General features: G+C 42.0%; 15 protein-coding genes. 8 read left to right on the top strand and 7 right to left on the bottom strand.

The genetic code is table 11. The features are described 5' to 3' along the window. Positions 1 to 86 precede the first annotated feature (86 nt). Positions 87 to 1,568 (top strand): ribosome biogenesis GTPase Der, encoded by a 1,482-nt coding sequence (gene der, locus CKY02_RS10250; protein WP_112895221.1) that lies wholly within the window; start codon positions 87 to 89, stop codon positions 1,566 to 1,568. A 23-nt stretch (positions 1,569 to 1,591) separates the two neighbouring features. Here the strand turns inward: der and CKY02_RS10245 are convergent, their stop codons facing one another. The 3 genes from CKY02_RS10245 to hemF all read right to left on the bottom strand — a co-directional run bounded on the left by CKY02_RS10245 (position 1,592) and on the right by hemF (position 4,317). After that, positions 1,592 to 1,909: a protealysin inhibitor emfourin gene (locus CKY02_RS10245; RefSeq protein ID WP_112895220.1), complete on the bottom strand. Its 318-nt coding sequence runs from the start codon at positions 1,907 to 1,909 to the stop codon at positions 1,592 to 1,594. Between the two features lie 160 nt (positions 1,910 to 2,069). After that, on the bottom strand, positions 2,070 to 3,176 hold the full coding sequence (gene prtS, locus CKY02_RS10240) for a metalloprotease PrtS (protein ID WP_112895219.1): 1,107 nt from the start codon (positions 3,174 to 3,176) through the stop codon (positions 2,070 to 2,072). Between the two features lie 232 nt (positions 3,177 to 3,408). Beyond that, on the bottom strand, positions 3,409 to 4,317 hold the full coding sequence (gene hemF, locus CKY02_RS10235) for an oxygen-dependent coproporphyrinogen oxidase (RefSeq protein WP_112895218.1): 909 nt from the start codon (positions 4,315 to 4,317) through the stop codon (positions 3,409 to 3,411). 137 nt (positions 4,318 to 4,454) lie between these two features. Here hemF and CKY02_RS10230 point away from each other — a divergent pair, with 137 nt between their 5' ends. Then, entirely contained in the window at positions 4,455 to 4,886 is a 432-nt protein-coding gene (locus tag CKY02_RS10230) for a GNAT family acetyltransferase (protein ID WP_011145692.1), read from the top strand. 45 nt (positions 4,887 to 4,931) lie between these two features. Here the strand turns inward: CKY02_RS10230 and CKY02_RS10225 are convergent, their stop codons facing one another. Continuing rightward, positions 4,932 to 5,348 carry a YgiW/YdeI family stress tolerance OB fold protein gene (locus CKY02_RS10225; protein WP_167405293.1) on the bottom strand — a complete coding sequence of 139 codons (417 nt, stop codon included), beginning with the start codon at positions 5,346 to 5,348 and terminating at the stop codon, positions 4,932 to 4,934. 174 nt (positions 5,349 to 5,522) lie between these two features. Between CKY02_RS10225 and CKY02_RS10220 the strand changes: the two genes are divergently transcribed. The 6 genes from CKY02_RS10220 (at position 5,523) to cysM (ending at position 11,322) form a co-directional block, all read left to right on the top strand. Next, entirely contained in the window at positions 5,523 to 6,131 is a 609-nt protein-coding gene (locus CKY02_RS10220) for an RpoE-regulated lipoprotein (protein ID WP_112895216.1), read from the top strand. A gap of 367 nt (positions 6,132 to 6,498) precedes the next feature. After that, positions 6,499 to 7,521 carry a sulfate ABC transporter substrate-binding protein gene (locus CKY02_RS10215; protein WP_112895215.1) on the top strand — a complete coding sequence of 341 codons (1,023 nt, stop codon included), beginning with the start codon at positions 6,499 to 6,501 and terminating at the stop codon, positions 7,519 to 7,521. Then, positions 7,521 to 8,354: a sulfate/thiosulfate ABC transporter permease CysT gene (cysT, locus tag CKY02_RS10210; RefSeq protein ID WP_112895214.1), complete on the top strand. Its 834-nt coding sequence runs from the start codon at positions 7,521 to 7,523 to the stop codon at positions 8,352 to 8,354. The genes CKY02_RS10215 and cysT overlap by 1 nt, the downstream gene beginning before the upstream one ends. Next, complete coding sequence (gene cysW / locus CKY02_RS10205) at positions 8,354 to 9,199, top strand: sulfate/thiosulfate ABC transporter permease CysW (RefSeq protein ID WP_112895213.1); 846 nt, start codon at positions 8,354 to 8,356, stop codon at positions 9,197 to 9,199. Before cysT ends, cysW begins: the two co-directional genes overlap by 1 nt. Before the next feature lie 14 nt (positions 9,200 to 9,213). After that, entirely contained in the window at positions 9,214 to 10,302 is a 1,089-nt protein-coding gene (cysA, locus tag CKY02_RS10200; protein ID WP_112895212.1) for a sulfate/thiosulfate ABC transporter ATP-binding protein CysA, read from the top strand. Between the two features lie 138 nt (positions 10,303 to 10,440). Beyond that, the gene (gene cysM, locus CKY02_RS10195; protein WP_112895236.1) at positions 10,441 to 11,322 is read left to right on the top strand and encodes a cysteine synthase CysM; all 882 of its coding nucleotides are present in this window, start codon (positions 10,441 to 10,443) and stop codon (positions 11,320 to 11,322) included. On the opposite strand, the gene CKY02_RS23795 is transcribed toward cysM, so the two are convergent. The 3 genes from CKY02_RS23795 to ptsI form a co-directional block, all read right to left on the bottom strand. Beyond that, positions 11,230 to 11,460 (bottom strand): hypothetical protein, encoded by a 231-nt coding sequence (locus CKY02_RS23795; RefSeq protein ID WP_146747423.1) that lies wholly within the window; start codon positions 11,458 to 11,460, stop codon positions 11,230 to 11,232. The two genes, cysM and CKY02_RS23795, sit on opposite strands and share 93 nt — an antisense overlap. A 157-nt stretch (positions 11,461 to 11,617) precedes the next feature. After that, complete coding sequence (crr, locus tag CKY02_RS10190; RefSeq protein WP_011145700.1) at positions 11,618 to 12,127, bottom strand: PTS glucose transporter subunit IIA; 510 nt, start codon at positions 12,125 to 12,127, stop codon at positions 11,618 to 11,620. Positions 12,128 to 12,175: 48 nt separating this feature from the next. After that, positions 12,176 to 13,903 (bottom strand): phosphoenolpyruvate-protein phosphotransferase PtsI, encoded by a 1,728-nt coding sequence (ptsI, locus tag CKY02_RS10185; protein ID WP_112895211.1) that lies wholly within the window; start codon positions 13,901 to 13,903, stop codon positions 12,176 to 12,178. Between the last annotated feature and the right edge of the window lie 138 nt (positions 13,904 to 14,041).

Here is a 14,041-nt window from a genome sequence, read left to right as displayed (position 1 = left end):
AGAACAGGAGCCGTTTCGTCTTTTTAGTGTTCTGTTGTATGAACAGCGGAGTACTAATTTCAAATTAAGTCATGAGGCATCAACAAATGATACCTGTCGTCGCTCTGGTAGGGCGCCCAAATGTGGGTAAGTCCACATTATTTAACCGTTTAACCCGTACAAGAGATGCGCTGGTAGCGGATTTTCCAGGTCTGACTCGCGACCGTAAATATGGTCGAGCCGAGGTTGAAGGGCAGGAGTTTATCATCATTGATACCGGTGGTATCGATGGCACCGAAGAGGGTGTGGAAACCCATATGGCAGCTCAATCTTTGATGGCGATTGAAGAGGCCGATATAGTTCTGTTTATGGTAGATGCTCGTGCCGGACTTATGCCAGCAGACCACGCGATAGCAAAACATCTACGTGGCCGCGAAAAAGCTACTTTTTTGGTCGCGAATAAAACCGACGGTGTTGATATTGATACCGCTATTGCTGAATTTTATTCCCTCGGATTGGGGGATATCTATTCTATCGCTGCTTCTCATGGTCGTGGTGTCACCCAACTTATCGAACGAGTATTGTTACCTTTCTCCTGTAAAGGTGAAGAAGACGTGGTTGAGTTGACTGAGGAAGAGGCCAACGCAGCTTATTGGGCAGAGCAGGAACAAAATGAAATTGAGATGGTAGAAGAGGAGGAGGATTTTGATCCATCAACTCTGCCATTGAAATTAGCCATTGTCGGTAAGCCAAATGTGGGCAAGTCTACGTTGACTAACCGTATCTTGGGTGAAGAAAGGGTTGTGGTTTACGATATGCCAGGCACTACCCGTGACAGCATTTATATTCCAATGGAGCGCGATGGCCGTGAATATATCCTTATTGATACCGCTGGGGTACGTAAGCGGGGTAGGATCACTGAAACGGTTGAAAAATTTTCAGTCATAAAAACCCTTCAAGCGATTGAAGATGCTAACGTTGTATTACTGGTGATCGATGCGCGAGAAGGTATTTCCGATCAAGATTTGTCATTATTGGGTTTTATTCTTAATAGCGGGCGCTCATTGGTCATCGCGGTCAATAAATGGGATGGCATGTCACAGGAAGATAAAGAGCGTGTGAAAGAGATGCTGGATTATCGTCTTGGTTTTGTTGACTTTGCCAGAGTACATTTTATCTCTGCTTTGCATGGTAGTGGGGTGGGGAATCTGTTTGACTCGATTCTTGAGGCTTATGATTGCGCCACTCGTCGTGTTAATACTTCACTGCTAACCCGTATCATGCATATGGCCGAAGAAGATCATCAACCGCCGATGATCCGTGGTCGCAGGGTGAAAATGAAATATGCTCATGCTGGTGGTTATAATCCACCAATTGTTGTGATCCACGGTAATCAGGTAACAGATTTGCCTGATTCTTATAAGCGTTATCTGATGAACTATTTCCGCCGATCCCTAAAGGTGATGGGAACGCCCATTCGGATTCAGTTTAAAGAAGGGGCGAATCCCTATGCTGACAAACGTAATACGTTGACACCAAATCAAATGCGTAAACGTAAACGTCTAATGTCGCATCTGAAAAAGCGTTAATGCTAATAGGAAAAGGGGGGTGATTAACCTCCCTTTTTGTCGGTGCCCCAGATCTGGGTAATGATTTCCGGTGCATCTGACTCAGGAAGGGTGAAGTGGTGTTCTTCATTTCCATTGACGATACTGAGCAGATAATAATCTTGATCAGGATATGCTGCTGATGGCATAGAATCGGAAAAGTCTTGTTCTATGGCTTGAAGAAATAACTGTTGTTGGTGTGAAGACAATGATTCTAAATTCACTGTTTTATCTTGGTTGAGGCCAGGTGTAGCGGCAAATCCTCCTTGTAGGGAAATTGTGATTTTACTATCAGTTGTGAGTTTGAGCGTTTTATTATTCATGATATACCAATTTTTTACGGTTATTTTTCAGGTCTCTTTAGTATAGCGTGAAATTCGTCGTTAACAATTTTAGCATCTTCTATTAGATATATTTTTTTACTAGTCAGGTATTACAAATAATAAAATATCGCTGGCGTTAAACCAGCGATATGTTTATAGATTACTCTTCAGTTTTATCTTTAGTTTTGTCCTTATCGCCGCCCTTATCGTCTTTATCTTCCTTCACTTTAACGCCCACTTCTGTCCAGCTATCAATAGTTGCTTTTTCAACATCCTCATCAAATAGCTCACGAGCATGTTTAATTGTTAATTTAGCGAAGGATAAGAAGTTAGTATCACGTGCAAGATCTTTATCCAACAATGTGTTGTACCATATTTTTCCTGCTCTTTCCCAGGAATATCCACCTAATTTTATCGCCAGATTATAGAAGGCTTTATTAGGAATACCTGAATTAATATGAACACCACCATTGTCTCTATAAATCGGCAAGTCTTTATAATCATCCATATGACCCGGCTGTGGATCTTTACCGAGATCCTTATCATCATATGCACTGCCAGGGTTTTTCATTGAACGAATCCCTACACCTTTAACGTCTTTGCCCAGTAACCCACTGCCTATAATCCAATCAGCATCTTCAGCTTTTTGTTTCAGATAATGTTGTTTTACTAATGTGCCAAAAACATCTGCTATTGATTCATTCAATGCTCCAGACTGGAAGAAATAGACCAAATCTGCTGTTTTTTCGATAACACCATGAGATAATTCATGGCCGATAACATCAATAGATGTTGTGAAGTCATTGAAAAGTTTGCCATCTCCGTCGCCAAATACCATTTGCCCGTCGCCCCAGAATGCATTCATATATTCTTCGCCATAATGCACAGTGGCAATCAATTTCATTCCTTTATCATCTAATGAATTGCGATTAAAAACTTCTTTATAGAAATTATAAGTTGCTTCTAAATATTTATATGCGTTATCAACTGATTTATCTCCGTTATCTGGTTCTCCTTCATCTCGTACTAATTTGCCTGGCAACTTGCGTTTATTTTCTGCATCGTGAATAGAACGATGTATAGTTGTCTTAGTAACTTTATCATCATCGGAATCATCAGAGGATTCTTTAATAACATTGTCCAACATTAAACTCTTAGTATGATTTAATGTCATTAATACTTTCTTCTTTTCGTTATCATTATTATAAATATTTTGAAGAATGTACGGTGGTATTAAGCCTCTGTAGTTATTGTTTTGTATTTGCATAAAATATCTCCTGGAATAAATTTTTAGTTTTAATTAGAGGTACTCTTTAAGTACGGATTCATATTAAACACGTTTCCAGCAGATAGTCATCAGGGCTAACCTGCTTCTTTTATGTTAAGGGGTTGTTAACAAAATGTTAAGTTTTTTTATGTGAGGGATTTTTGCATTGGCTGTAATAAAAATATAAATAGTTAGGAATAGTTTTTTATAATATTCCTAACATGATGGAAAATCATATCCAGTTTTTTGCTGGTAGAAAGTCGGTATATAAAGCGGCTTCTGTAGATTCTGGTTCAGGGTGATAATCATGTTCCCAGCGAGCTAATGGTGGCATGGACATTAAGATAGATTCTGTTCGTCCCCCACTTTGTAATCCAAATAAGGTTCCTCTGTCCCAAACGAGGTTAAATTCTACATAGCGACCACGGCGATATAATTGAAATTGCCGTTCACGTTCACCCCATAATATCTCCTTCCTTTTTTCTACAATAGGTAGATAGGCAGAAAGGAAACCTTTACCTATATCTTGAGTAAAATTAAAACAATGTTCAAAGTCAGGTGTATTTAAGTCGTCATAGAATAAGCCACCAATTCCACGGGCTTCGTTACGATGTTTAATATAGAAATAATTATCACACCATTCTTTATATTTTGGGTAAACATCTTCTCCATAGGGTCGGCATATATTTCTGGCAGTGGTGTGCCAATGAATAGCATCTTCCTTAAAACCATAATAAGGTGTTAAATCAAAACCCCCACCGAACCACCACACTGGCGCTTCACCTTCTTTTTCTGCAATAAAGAACCGAACATTCGCATGGCTGGTTGGTATATAGGGACTCAAAGGATGAATAACTAGAGAGACGCCCATGGCCTGATAATGACGACCGACCAGTTCAGGACGGTGAGCTGTTGCTGATAAAGGAAGCATATCTCCTGATACATGAGAAAAATTAGCGCCTGCTTGTTCGAATATCGTGCCTTCTTTCATAATTCGACTACGGCCTCCGCCACCTTCTTCTCGTTGCCAGCACTGCTCAGTAAATTTCTCTTTGCCATCTATTTGTTCCAGTTGTTGGCAAATTTCATCCTGTAATGAAAGGAAAAAAGATTTAATCTGATTAATGTTTGGTGTATTCATGGTTCTTTTCCCATTATGGTGTGGTGAGCGCTATATTATAGCTATTAGTGGAAGAGAACGCATTTTCGTATTGATTCCGGTGTTAAAGCGGAGATAATGAGAAAATAGTTATTTCAATAAAAACAGGTTGGTTAGGGATGGAAATTCGGGTATTTCGACAAGATGATTTTGAAGAAGTGATCACCTTATGGGAACGCTGCGATTTACTTAATCCTGGTGTTGATCCTGAAGTGGATATCGAGCGTAAATTGACGCATGATCCTGACCTGTTTTTAGTTGCGGAAGTGGTTGGTGAAGTGGTTGGGACGATTATGGGTGGTTATGATGGTCATCGTGGTTCAGCTTATTATTTGGGAGTTCATCCTGAATTTCGCGGTAGGGGAATTGCGAATGCATTAATTGCCCGGTTGGAGAAGAAATTGATTGCCCGTGGTTGCCCAAAAATAGTTCTTATTGTTCCTGAAGATAATGATGCCACTATCTATATGTGTGAAAAACTGGAATATGAAGATCGTCATCAAGAGAGTGTTATTTTCAGTAAGCGTTTGATTGTTGATCAGGAATATTGAGTTCAGATATGGCTGAGTGAAAGAATCCCACTCAGCCACAAGCCATTAGTTCAATTTGGTGACTTTTTTCACATCAACAGTCATACCATTCCACTCTTTATCGACTTCACCTTCAAGACGGACTCTATCTTGAGGTGTTATCGTTTGACCATTCCAGTATTTATGATCAACTTCGACTTCAACAATTCCTGCATTATCGCGGAATATGAAGTGATCACTGTGGATACGGGATTCAATATGCCCTTCCAGCACGACCCAACTGTCATCTCTCATATTTTTAACTTGTTGGGTGGTGGAAACTCTTGCATTTTGATCGACGAAACCACCTTGTGGTGCTGCTTGGACCGGAGGCTGTGTTGAATCAGGACCAGAAAAACCACCAAATTGCGTTTGTGAGGCTTGAGCCATTGACGGCATACTGAACAAAGTAATCAAGGCAGTGGTTATAAATATTTTTTTCATCATATTGACCTTATCAATAGTAATGACTTTTATGGGGGGGTAATGATACCGCTAAGTTGTATTTTATCAATAAAATATTCATCTAAAGTAATTAATTTAAATATTCTCTGAAACTAACAGTCAGATGTGATGTCTCAGTGCCTATCTCTGTATTGAGTCATAAGGGAACCAGTTATGCAGAAGTATACTTTAACTAACATGTTGTCAGGATTGCGCTTTGTCACAATAAGTGGTGTATTGTTGCTGGCCGGTTGTACGGGTTCATCGGGTTTTTCATGGTCGAATTTGTCTCCTATTAGCTGGTTTGGTAGCTCCTTAAAAATCTCAGATCAGGGTGTGGGAGAAATAAATGGTCTGACAGCAATGAATAAAGAGGCAATAGAGAAGGAGTTGGATGGAAAGTATCACTTACGCAGTGGCATGGAAACAAAAAATGGTCAATTGGTGACAGTATTTCAAGCAATGGATGGTGATCAATTGAAGATAGCATTATTTGGTCAGGCCGATGGAAAAGTCAGTCGCATTGAAGTGTTGGATGAAGATATTGAAACCGTCTGGGGAACAAAGGTCGGCATGCCATTTTCAGCACTTTATAGCAAAGCATTTGATGTTTGCCGAAATACGGTGAGTGAGTCAGAGAAGAGCGCTATTGTCTGCGTATCCCCACAGAGTAAACATGTCAGTTATCTGTTTACAGGTCATTGGAATGGCCCTGAAGGTTTGATTCCTTCTGATGATGTACTGAAAAAATGGAAAGTGGAACGTATCGTCTGGAAACGATGAGAGTTTCTGATTAAAAACATAAACTGAGTTGGTTTGGTGAATTTAATGTTCCTCTTGCGGAGCCGTAACAGGCCCGCATTTTTCATTTAAAAACCTTATTATACCCAATAGATTTCAAGATGCATCGCGACGGCAAAGGAGCGAATCCCCGGGAGCATAGATAACTATGTGACCGGGGTGAGAGAGTGCAGCCAACAAAGAGGCAACTTGAAAGATGACGGATATATTCCTGTCATCTTATTGCGTTTCATACTTTCTAAGTGCAATTTGGTATATTAAATGGCGATAGTTATCTACCTTGTTATAAATAAACTGGGTACATTAGTCACTGGAGCGTTATTTGATGAAATAACGGATAAGGTGAAAAATGAAAAAGTATTCAATAAAAAATACGATACTAAACGGACTAGTAGTAGTAACTTTATTAGGCAGCAGTCACGCCTCTGCTTTAGAGCTATTAAACAGCTCTTATGATGTTGCGCGTGAGCTATTTTCTGCGCTGAATCCTGAATTTGAAAAACAGTGGAATGAGCAGTATCCACAAGATAAGTTGATAATCAAACAATCCCACGCCGGTTCCTCCAAACAAGCACTGGCAATTCTTCAAGGATTGCGGGCTGATGTGGTGACTTACAATCAGGTAACGGATGTGCAAATTTTGCATGATCGTGGCAATCTGCTCTCGGCTGATTGGCAGAACCGCTTGCCAAATAGCAGTTCACCTTACTATTCCACGATGGCGTTTCTTGTGCGTAAAGGTAACCCCAAAAATATTCGTAATTGGGATGATTTAGTGCGTCAGGATGTCAAATTAGTCTTCCCAAACCCTAAAACCTCCGGTAATGGTCGTTATGCTTATTTGGCCGCTTGGGGAGCTATTCAACAGGAAAATGGTGGAGATCAGGGTAAAACTCGCGAATGGATGAAACGTTTCCTGAAAAATGTCGCTGTGTTTGATACTGGCGGTCGCGGGGCAACAACTTCATTTATTGAGCGTGGTTTGGGCGATGTACTGATCAGTTTCGAATCTGAAGTGAATAACATTCGCAAGCAGTATGGTGATGATAAATATGAAGTGATCGTTCCACCGATAGGTATTCTGGCAGAATTCCCTGTGGCTTGGATTGATAAGCATATTGCGAAAAACGGTACGGAGAAAGCGGCTAAAGCTTATCTGAATTATCTTTATAGCCCACAGGCACAGCAGATCATTACTCGCTTTAATTATCGTGTCAGTAATAAAAACGTGATGGCTCAACAGAGAGCCCGTTTTCCGGAAACTAAGCTGTTTCGATTGGAAGATCAATTTGGTGGTTGGTCACAAGTGATGAAAACTCACTTCAATACTGGCGGTATGCTGGATCAATTGCTGGCCGAGGGGCATAAGTAATGTTTTCGAGATCCAGTAAGCGAGTATTGCCTGGTTTTGGGTTGAGCTTAGGCAGTAGTTTGTTCTATACCTGCTTGATTTTATTGTTACCCTTGAGTGCATTAGTTGTGCAGCTTTCCAGTATGACCTGGGAACAGTATTGGCAGGTGATTGCTAATCCCCAAGTTGTAGCAGCTTATAAAGTGACATTGCTAGCAGCAGCGGTTGCCAGCTTGTTTAATGCGGTGTTTGGTATGTTGATGGCATGGGTTTTAACCCGCTATCGTTTCCTTGGCCGTAGCTTGTTGGATGGTTTGATGGATCTCCCTTTTGCGTTACCTACCGCGGTAGCGGGATTGACATTGGCAACGTTATTCTCTGTGAGTGGTTGGTATGGTTCTTTGCTTGGGCACTTTGATGTGAAAGTAGTGAATACTTGGTTGGGTATTGCGGTAGCGATGGCGTTTACAAGTCTGCCATTTGTAGTGCGAACGATTCAGCCGGTACTTGAAGAGTTAGGGCCAGAATATGAAGAAGCAGCTCAAACATTAGGCGCTAATCGTTGGCAAACTTTCTGGCGGGTTGTATTGCCAGAATTATCTCCGGCTTTAATTGCGGGCACCGCACTCTCTTTTACCCGTAGTTTGGGGGAGTTTGGTGCAGTGATATTTATTGCCGGCAACATTGCATGGCAAACAGAAGTGGTATCGCTGATGATTTTCATCCGCTTACAGGAGTTTGATTACCCCGCAGCCAGTGCCATCGCATCAGTTATATTGGCGATATCCCTGATATTACTCTTTAGCATTAATACTCTGCAAAGCCGCTTTGGTCGGCGGATTGGAGGGCATTAATGGTTGAATTATCTGAATCTTATGTAGCGCAACGCCCACCTGTAAATTGGGCGAAATGGACGTTGATCATAACAAGCGTATTGTTTTCAATCTTACTGTTAGTGATCCCCATTGTCTGGATATTTATGACTGCCTTTTCTAAAGGCGTTGAGATAGTCACTGAGAATCTTTTAGATCCTGATATGTTGCATGCCATCTGGTTAACGATACTGATCGCGTTAATTACCGTTCCGGTAAACCTAATTTTTGGCGTCATGATCGCTTGGCTGGTAACGCGCTTTCAGTTTCCAGGGCGGCAATGTTTATTGACATTGATCGACATTCCGTTTGCTGTTTCGCCGGTCGTGGCTGGTTTGATCTACCTATTGTTTTATGGTTCGAATGGTTGGGCCGGAAGTTTGTTGGAACCCTATGATATCCAATTGATGTTTTCCTGGCCGGGAATGGCCTTGGTAACGATATTTGTGACTTGTCCTTTCGTTGTTCGAGAGCTGGTGCCGATGATGCTTAGTCAGGGGAGCCAGGAGGATGAAGCTGCAATTTTATTGGGGGCGTCTGGTTGGAAAATATTTTGGCGGGTGACGTTACCTAATATCCGTTGGGCGTTGTTATATGGTGTGGTTTTGACCAATGCCCGGGCAATTGGTGAATTTGGTGCTGTCTCAGTGGTATCCGGTGCTATTCGTGGTGAAACTTACACATTGCCGTTGCAGGTTGAATTACTGCATCAAGATTACAACACCGTAGGGGCATTTACTGCGGCGGCATTGTTGGCATTGATGGCAATTATCACTTTGATTGTTAAAAGTGCTTTGCAGTGGCGGTTAAGTCGCCAACATGGTTAAGGTAGGAGCAGAATATGAGTATTGAAATTAACAATATCAGTAAATATTTTGGTCGGACTCAGGTTCTGAGCGATATCACTCTGAATGTTTTTTCTGGAGAAATGGTTGCTCTGCTTGGTCCGTCAGGCTCCGGTAAAACAACCTTGTTGAGGATTATTGCTGGTCTGGAACAACAAACCGCGGGGAAGCTGAGTTTCCACGGGCAAGATGTTAGCCGTATGCATGCTAAAGATCGGCAAGTTGGATTCGTATTTCAGCATTATGCACTGTTTCGGCATATGACTGTGTTTGATAATGTTGCTTTTGGATTGACAGTACTGCCACGACGTAGGCGTCCGAGTATGGCGGCTATCCGCCGTAAGGTTATGGAGTTGCTGGAGATGGTGCAATTGACGCATTTTGCTGAACGCTATCCATCACAACTTTCTGGTGGGCAGAAACAGCGGGTGGCGTTGGCAAGAGCATTGGCTGTTGAACCACAAATTCTATTACTCGATGAGCCATTTGGTGCACTGGATGCTCAGGTAAGAATGGAATTACGCCGTTGGTTACGCCAGCTCCATGAAGAGCTTAAATTTACCAGTGTCTTTGTCACTCACGATCAGGAAGAAGCGATGGAAGTGGCTGACCGAGTTGTTGTCATGAGACAAGGGAATATTGAACAGGTAGGTACGCCACAAGATGTATGGCGTTATCCGGCAAGCCGTTTTGTGATGGAGTTCTTGGGTGAGGTCAATCATTTTAGTGGGGAAATTAAAGGCTCTCAGCTGTTGATTGGCGGGCAGTACTTGCCTCTCAATGTGACGCCAATCCATCAGGGGAATGTTGATGTATTCTTGCGTCCGTGGGATATCATGATGAACTTGCAACCGACACTTTCTAGTCCATTGCCAGTACAGGTGACTGAGGTCAGTCCTAGAGGGCATTTCTGGCAGCTTTCGGTTCAGCCCCTAGGCTGGCATCATGAATCGGTTGCTGTTATTTGGTTTGATGAAACTTCAGTACCCACAAGAGGAAACTGTTATTTTATTGGTGGCACTGAGGCGCGTTTATATGCGGGTGATAAACAATTGCAAACACTGAGTTTAGCCCAAACTGCCTGATAATTATTTGGATTTGGTTGGTACCATTTTGCTCATTGCCTTACCGCCAGGGATGGGCATTTTTTATTTAGGGTCTTGCGATATATGTCTGAATATGGTTATTTCGCATTTCTATTAAATAAAATTTGGGTAATAGCTGTGGCAAGTTTGGAACATTTTATAGGGAACACCCCACTAGTAAAATTACAACGAATGACCGATGGGCTAGGTGTAGAAATATGGGTGAAACTTGAAGGTAATAATCCGGCGGGCTCGATAAAAGACAGAACAGCGCTATCAATGATTCAGCAAGCTGAATTGCGGGGTGAGATTTCTCCCGGTGACGTATTAATTGAAGCCACTAGCGGAAATACGGGTATTGCGTTAGCAATGATTGCCGCAGTAAAAGGTTATCACCTTAAATTACTGATGCCTGATAATATGAGCCTTGAGCGTCAAGCTTCCATGCGAGCTTATGGTGCAGAACTGATTTTGGTGAGTAGCGCAATGGGTATGGAAGGTGCACGTGATTTAGCTCAGCAAATGGAGCGTAATGGTGAAGGTAAAGTACTTGATCAATTCAATAACCCGGATAATCCTTTAGCGCATTTTACGACGACAGGGCCGGAAATTTGGCAGCAGACGCAAGGGCGTATTACACATTTTGTTTCCAGTATGGGAACGACGGGAACTATTACCGGTGTTAGCCGCTATTTAAAAAGCCAGTCTAATAGTGTACAGATTATTGGCTTACAACCCGCGGCGGATAGCCATATTCCAGGTATTCGCCGTTGGTCGCCGGCTTATTTGCCTGGCATTTTTCGCAAGGAGTTAGTTGATCAAGTATTGGATATCACTCAGAAAGAAGCTGAAGATACCATGCGTTTGTTAGCTCAGAAAGAAGGGATTTTCTGTGGGGTTAGTTCCGGCGGTGCTGTTGCCGGAGCATTAAGTGTTGCGGTACAAAATCCAGGTTCTGTCATTGTTGCCATTATCTGCGACCGTGGTGACAGATACCTTTCTACCGGGGTATTTAATTAATCTGGTTATATACCCGTCATCTTTCAAGTTGCCTCTTTGTTGGCTGCTCTCACTCACCCCGGTCACATCGTTATCTATGCTCCCGGGGATTCGCTCCCTTGCCGTCGCGATGCATCTTGAAATCCATAGGGTATACATTCATCGTGAGTAGAGTAAAAGAGGTGGGTAAGCTCTGTTCACACTAGCCAATTCCTAAATAGAAAACGATGTAAATTGAAAATAAGGGATAAAAAAACAGCCGCGATTGTCGGCCGTTTTTTAATATGAAAATGGTATTGTAACAGTTAAAGTGTTGCTACTTTTTAATACGCATAATGGGTGTTTCACCAACAGTGACAGAACCACTCAACTTGGATAACTCTTTAATCTCATCCATGTTGGAAATAACAACAGGTGTCAGGGTCGATTTTGCTCTCTCTTCAAGGAATTTAAGATCGAATTCCAAAACTAAATCACCTTTTTGTACACGCTGACCTTCTTCAGCAATACGTTTAAAGCCTTCGCCTTTAAGCTCAACCGTATCAATACCAAAATGGACAAATAGCTCAATACCGCTGTCCGATTCGATAGAAAATGCATGGTTGGTTTCAAATATTTTACCGATTGTTCCATCAACTGGTGCAACTATCTTGTTGCCGGCGGGTTTTATAGCGATACCATCGCCGACAATTTTCTCGGCGAAGACAACATCTGGAACATCTTCAATATTGACAATCTCACCAGATAAAGGCGCGATAATTTCAATAGTGCCGCTGTTTTTTTTATCATCTGAAACTAGAGATTTCAGTTTATCAAACAGACCCATGAATCTTCTCCTAATTGTTTATACTGGACCGCGTTTTAACCGATATTGTTAGCAAAGTGTTTTTTCTTTGATGAAGGTATCAACCAATTCTATCAATCCCTTAGCGGTAGACTGAGAAAGGGCTTGCTCAGCTAACGCTTTTGCATCTTCGTAACGAGTATTACGAATGATTTTCTTGATGCGGGGAATAGAAATCGCACTCATACTAAACTCATCCAGCCCCATGCCTAATAGCAACAAGGTAGCACGTTCATCGCCTGCAAGCTCGCCACACATCCCCGTCCATTTACCTTCAGCGTGTGAAGCATCGATGGTTTGCTTAATCAGGCTCAATACTGCTGGTAGCATCGGGTTATAAAGATGAGAAATCAACTCGTTACCGCGGTCTACAGCAAGAGTATACTGAGTTAGATCGTTTGTCCCAATACTGAAAAAGTCAACTTCTTTTGCCAGGTGATGAGCAATAACTGCTGAAGCTGGTGTTTCTATCATCACACCCACTTCGATTGCTTCATCGAATTTTTTACCTTCTTCGCGAAGCTGGCCTTTCAGCAATTCAAGTTCTACTTTCAGTTCCTGTACTTCTTCTACAGAAATAATCATTGGGAACATAATACGTAATTTACCGAAAGCAGATGCACGTAAGATAGCACGTAACTGAGAATGTAAGATCTCTTTTCGATCAAGGCAAATACGAATTGCACGCCAACCAAGGAATGGGTTCTCTTCTTTCGGTAGATTCATATAGGGCAGATTTTTATCACCACCGATATCCATCGTACGTATAATAACCGCCTGGCTGCCTATTGCCTCGGCAACGGCTTTATAAGCTTGGAACTGTTCTTCTTCTGTTGGCAGTGCATCACGATCCATAAACAGAAATTCTGTACGGTATAAACCGACACCTTCGGCACCATTGCGTTCAGCGCCGATCACATCACGGACGGTACCGATATTGGCACAGACTTCAACCTGATGACCATCAAGAGTCATTGCCGGGAGATCTTTCAACTTTGCAAGTTCAGCTTTTTCTGACAGATATTCGTTTTTGGTCTTTTTAAGCTGTTCAATTTCCGCATCAGACGGGTTGATGTAAATATGGTTATTTACTGCGTCCAGGATTAGGTAATCACCATTCTGGATTGTCGCCGTCGCCTGGGTGGTACCCACGATCGCGGGCAGTTCAAGAGAGCGGGCCATGATTGACGTGTGAGAAGTTCGGCCACCTAAATCGGTAATAAAACCGAGTACTTTTTCCAGATTGAGTTGTGCGGTTTCAGATGGAGTCAGGTCGTTGGCAACCAGAATGACTTCTTCTGAAATTGAGCCAAGATCAACAATGGGCATACCCAGAATGTTTTTCAGCAAGCGTTTACCGATATCACGCACGTCTGTGGCACGTTCTTTCAGGTATTCATCATCTAATTCTTCAAGGGCTTGGGCCTGGGTTTCAATAACAGAATAAACCGCGGCATCTGAGGTTTTGAAATCGTTTTTGATTAACGCAATAATTTCTTGCTCAAGTTCTTCATCTTCCAATAGCATGATATGCCCTTCGAAGATTTCAGCTTTTTCTTCTCCGAGGTTTTTTGCTGCTATATTCTTGATGATTTCTAGCTGAGATGAGGCTTTTTCACGACCTTGCATGAAATGGGAAATTTCTTGTTCGACTTGTTCTTGGCTAATTTTTTTCTGATTGATAATGATTGAGTCTTCTTTCAGTAATAGTGCTTTACCGAAAGCAATGCCTGGTGATACTAATATGCCTGAAATCATGATGTTACCTAACTACTAATAATTATTCTTTAAAGAGCCAGCCCGCAGATGGTTTGCTGTTTTAGGACATGCATTTAAACTGATATCCCCAGATAAAAGTTTATCCGGGGATGAGGAACGGCTAAGTGAATACCTGTT

Origin of the sequence: Photorhabdus bodei (genome assembly GCF_003287735.1) — a bacterium.
Lineage (GTDB): Bacteria > Pseudomonadota > Gammaproteobacteria > Enterobacterales > Enterobacteriaceae > Photorhabdus > Photorhabdus kayaii.
Note: the sequence above shows the minus strand (reverse complement) of the source record. Positions and strands in the feature narration are given on the sequence as shown.

Coding starts and splice junctions, on each gene's coding strand:
- cysW (WP_112895213.1), top strand. CDS start 8,354: ATGGTTGAATTATCTGAATCTTATGTAGCGCAACGCCCACCTGTAAAT.
- CKY02_RS10220 (WP_112895216.1), top strand. CDS start 5,523: ATGCAGAAGTATACTTTAACTAACATGTTGTCAGGATTGCGCTTTGTC.
- CKY02_RS10215 (WP_112895215.1), top strand. CDS start 6,499: ATGAAAAAGTATTCAATAAAAAATACGATACTAAACGGACTAGTAGTA.
- der (WP_112895221.1), top strand. CDS start 87: ATGATACCTGTCGTCGCTCTGGTAGGGCGCCCAAATGTGGGTAAGTCC.
- prtS (WP_112895219.1), bottom strand. CDS start 3,176: ATGCAAATACAAAACAATAACTACAGAGGCTTAATACCACCGTACATT.
- CKY02_RS10230 (WP_011145692.1), top strand. CDS start 4,455: ATGGAAATTCGGGTATTTCGACAAGATGATTTTGAAGAAGTGATCACC.
- CKY02_RS10225 (WP_167405293.1), bottom strand. CDS start 5,348: ATGAAAAAAATATTTATAACCACTGCCTTGATTACTTTGTTCAGTATG.
- crr (WP_011145700.1), bottom strand. CDS start 12,127: ATGGGTCTGTTTGATAAACTGAAATCTCTAGTTTCAGATGATAAAAAA.
- CKY02_RS23795 (WP_146747423.1), bottom strand. CDS start 11,460: ATGTATACCCTATGGATTTCAAGATGCATCGCGACGGCAAGGGAGCGA.
- CKY02_RS10245 (WP_112895220.1), bottom strand. CDS start 1,909: ATGAATAATAAAACGCTCAAACTCACAACTGATAGTAAAATCACAATT.
- cysT (WP_112895214.1), top strand. CDS start 7,521: ATGTTTTCGAGATCCAGTAAGCGAGTATTGCCTGGTTTTGGGTTGAGC.
- ptsI (WP_112895211.1), bottom strand. CDS start 13,903: ATGATTTCAGGCATATTAGTATCACCAGGCATTGCTTTCGGTAAAGCA.
- hemF (WP_112895218.1), bottom strand. CDS start 4,317: ATGAATACACCAAACATTAATCAGATTAAATCTTTTTTCCTTTCATTA.
- cysA (WP_112895212.1), top strand. CDS start 9,214: ATGAGTATTGAAATTAACAATATCAGTAAATATTTTGGTCGGACTCAG.